Source organism: Mesorhizobium sp. M7A.F.Ca.US.014.04.1.1, assembly GCF_003998745.1.
Lineage (GTDB): Bacteria > Pseudomonadota > Alphaproteobacteria > Rhizobiales > Rhizobiaceae > Mesorhizobium > Mesorhizobium ciceri.
On sequence record NZ_RZRW01000578.1, the window covers coordinates 1 to 3529 of the forward strand.

Genomic DNA, 3529 nt, shown 5'->3' on the forward strand with positions numbered 1-3529 from the left:
ACCGACAGAAGCGAAAAAGCCGCTTCCCACGATACGCGGCGTGTAAAAACTTCTTTACGCATCAATCCCGAAAGGGGGGGGCGCTTTTCGGGATCAATGGTCTGAGCGCGGTGCTTAAAGGCGCGGCGCCTTGGCGTCGATTCGGTAGTGCGCTTCGGTTGGAACGCAGTCTTCCCCGTTCACCGGAATGAGGTCCTGCGGGCAGGCCGAGAACGCGATGATCAAATCCATTTCCGCGCGCATCGACACATAGGAGCCCGGTCCCGACACCGGTGCCTCGAACGAGACCGAACCGTCTTTGCGGACGGGAATGTTCATGAACAGGTTGAGGGGCGAAGGGGTTTCGGATGACGTCAGCCCGAGCGCGCCGAGAGCGGCCGCCAGGTTGTCAGTGCAGTTGTCATGGTGGCCGACATGGCCCAACTGCTGGTAGCGATAGCGGTCGCAGGCGGCGATCAGCGTATCGTGCACGCCGCCCGACGTATCCTGGATCAGGGTCAGCATCGGACGCCGCTTGTTACTGCGCAGCGTGTCGCCGTTCTGGGGATTCACCTTGAGCATGCCGCCACGGCTGTGCTCCATCGACATGAATTCCGCGATGTCGTCGGCGCAGAAGGCCCAGGTGTCCACCACCTGGGTGCCATGGGTGTTGATGACGGTGATCACCTGGCCTTGGGCAACGGGCGCCGCCACGCCCTTGCGGGCGGGAATGAGTTGAACCTGACCGTCACTGGCGTTCGTTGGCATCGTTGTGTTCCTTCCGTTCAGCGTCCGCGCGCTTCGCGTTCGACGAAGATGTAGCCGAGAAAATTTAGGAGCACCTGTGCTGCGAGAAAGCCGGTGATGCCCGAAGGGTCGTAGGCCGGGGCGACCTCGACGAGGTCGATGCCGACCACGTCGCCGCGCTTCACTAGGCCCTGGAGCATTTCCATTACTTCATAATACAGGAAGCCGCCATGGCTGGGCGTGCCGGTGCCCGGCGCAATCGATGGATCGAAGCCGTCGATGTCGATCGTCACATAGTAGCGCGCGCGCTCCGGGATGGTTGCCAGCACGCCTTCGACGCCGAGCTTGCGCGCCTGGCGGACGGAAAGGATGGTCGAGCCGCGCTGGCGTGCGTCTTCGTAGCCGTCGCGGGCCGTAGAGGAGACGTTGCGGATGCCGAGCTGGCTGAGGCCGCTGACATGCGACTGTTCGGCCGCTCGGCGCATCGGGTTGCCGTGGCCTTCGCGTACGCCGTGACGCACGTCGACAAAGTCGAGATGGGCGTCGATCTGCACGATATGGATAGGGCCATGTTCGCTGAACGCCCGGACGCAGGGGATGTTGATGGCATGGTCGCCGCCCAGAACGACGGGCAACGCGCCTCGTTCGAGAATCTTGCGGACCGCCTTTGCCGTATTGGCGTGGCTGGTGACGGTATCGGTGTGCACAATATCCGCATCGCCGATGTCGACGATCCGCACCTTGTCAAGCGGCAGATAGGTCTGGTCGTCCTCATGGTCGTAGGCGCCGCCATGGCCGAAGGAAAACAGCGTCGACGCCTCGCGGATGGCGCGCGGCCCGAAGCGCGCGCCGGAGCGGTACTGCGTGCCCATGTCGAAGGGCACACCCAGCACCGCCACATCGGCATCGATCTTGTCCCAATCCAGGCAGATCGGCCGTTTACCGAAGGTGCTAAGTCCTACGAAGGGGAGATCGAGCCGTCCGCCCTCATACCCGTGTCCAGACATCGAAACTCTCCCTGCTTGGATAAGCTTCAGGCCATCCGGTGACGACCTTCGACATGAGCCGAAGCGCCAGGGTGGGGTGAAGCACGACAGGCCTGCGGTCTGTCTGTCTCGTGGCTAGCAGGTGCAGCCACTCCTATCTATCACGAGTATCGGGCGTTCATATCGATTTAATCGGATCATGCCGCCTGCCTCAGCGAGACCGCGTCAGCCATTCGCGCCATCATCATCTCAGCTTGTGGCGCAACTGCTGACAACCGATTTGGGGTGTGGGCATCGGAGATCACTCGCCGACGTCAACTGTCCTCGAACTGTGGCGTGAGCGTGTCGTTCAGCCCGTCGCCCAAGAGGTTGAAGCCGAGCACGACGGCGATGATCGCAGTCCCGGCCAGACCGTCATCCACGGGGCCTCACTCAGGAACTGTCTGCGCCGGCTGTCGCCGGCGGAGCCCGAGAAAGGCAAGGCTGCCCTCGGCGAGGACGGCGACCGCCATGGTGATGGTGATTTGGACGACGATTGGAGCCAGCACCTTGGGCAGAACATGTGCGAGGATGATGTTGCGGTCGCGCGAGCCGAGCGCGCGCGCCGCGGTGATGTAGTCCTCGTTCTTGATCGACAGCACTTGGCCTCGCGTCAGCCTAATGAAAACCGGCGTGGCCGAGACGCCGATGGCGATCATTGCGTTCTGAAGGCTTGCCCGAGAAACGCCGCCAGCGCGAGGAGCGGCGTTATGTCTGGCGTCCGCAATTGGTCAAGCTCTACGACGAAGCCAAAACATACATCGATGGAAAATGGCTGACGATTGCCATTTCATCGGCAGATGAACTGCATGATGTGACGGAGCTTCTCACTATGAAGCGCCGGCCAAAGTTGCGCGGTTGAAGGCAACAAAAATCCTGGATCCGCGGCGCGCGATGGCTCCGAGGACTCCAGGCAGCGGCCTAGTCTACATCACACAGCAATTCGACATCGAGGTCGTCGTGGAAGGCTCTCGTATGGTTTGGCGAACCTAAGGACGATGAACGCGACTAATTACAGGCTGGTAGGCCGCTGAAATCGTAGCCGACGACGGCGCCGCCATCGCCGCTATCATTACCTTCGCCGAGACCGCCGATCACGGCAGCTAGGCGGTTATAGAGTAACCGCTCATACTCCTGTTCCGGCTCGCTGTAGGTGCCGTCCGCGATCTAGAGCAGACCCATACGGTCCCGGATCACTATCTCACCCCGTTATTCGGATTTTCTACGCAGAGCAGCGATCACGTCGTGCCAGGACTCTGGCAGCTCAGGCAGTAGAAGAAATTTCTTTGTTCCAGCATAGCGTCCGTCCGAAATGGTCTCGCCGCCACCGGTTTGCGGCTCAAACTGAGACGAGAAATATAGGAATGGCGCCCATTTCAGCTTCCTCGACCGGCGGCAACCAGGGTCAGCTCGGCCAAGGTGAGCCAAGGATGATCGAGCAGAAATTCTGGCGGACATAGTTCATGTCCTTCAGCGCTAGGACGTCAGCCTTCACATTTCCGAACGTCGTCAACGGCTTCTTGATGATGCCGTTGGCGAAGTGGTCTATGATGTTCTCCTTGAAGTTCGTCTCGCGCGGATGATGGACGCACACACTGTCGCGCTGCTCATGCGTGAAGTCGTGATAGGCGACGCCGAGCACGTCCATCTCCACACCGGCGGTCACCAGCCCGATTGTGGGACGCATATGCTCTGGGATGCCGGGGGTTGTGTGGAGCGCAATGGCAGTCCAGACGTCCTCGACATCACGCTCCGGCACCCCGTAGCCCTTCATGAAG

General features: G+C 61.0%; 2 protein-coding genes and 3 pseudogenes. 1 reads left to right on the forward strand and 4 read right to left on the reverse strand.

Features of this window, described 5'->3' with window-relative positions; translation table 11 throughout:
* Nucleotides 1–114: 114 nt before the first annotated feature.
* The 3 genes and pseudogenes from EOA22_RS27855 to EOA22_RS27865 all read right to left on the reverse strand — a co-directional run.
* Complete coding sequence (locus tag EOA22_RS27855; RefSeq protein ID WP_063170526.1) at nt 115–747, reverse strand: urea carboxylase-associated family protein; 633 nt, start codon at nt 745–747, stop codon at nt 115–117.
* A gap of 17 nt (nt 748–764) precedes the next feature.
* On the reverse strand, nt 765–1733 hold the full coding sequence (gene speB / locus EOA22_RS27860; RefSeq protein ID WP_063170527.1) for an agmatinase: 969 nt from the start codon (nt 1731–1733) through the stop codon (nt 765–767).
* A gap of 293 nt (nt 1734–2026) precedes the next feature.
* Nucleotides 2027–2451: pseudogene (locus EOA22_RS27865) on the reverse strand (ABC transporter permease); the annotation flags it as partial.
* Here EOA22_RS27865 and EOA22_RS27870 point away from each other — a divergent pair.
* Nucleotides 2437–2613: pseudogene (locus EOA22_RS27870) on the forward strand (DUF3788 family protein); the annotation flags it as partial. The pseudogenes EOA22_RS27865 and EOA22_RS27870 overlap by 15 nt on opposite strands.
* 543 nt (nt 2614–3156) lie before the next feature.
* Here the strand turns inward: EOA22_RS27870 and EOA22_RS27875 are convergent.
* A pseudogene (locus tag EOA22_RS27875) lies at nt 3157–3529 on the reverse strand (phosphohydrolase); the annotation flags it as partial.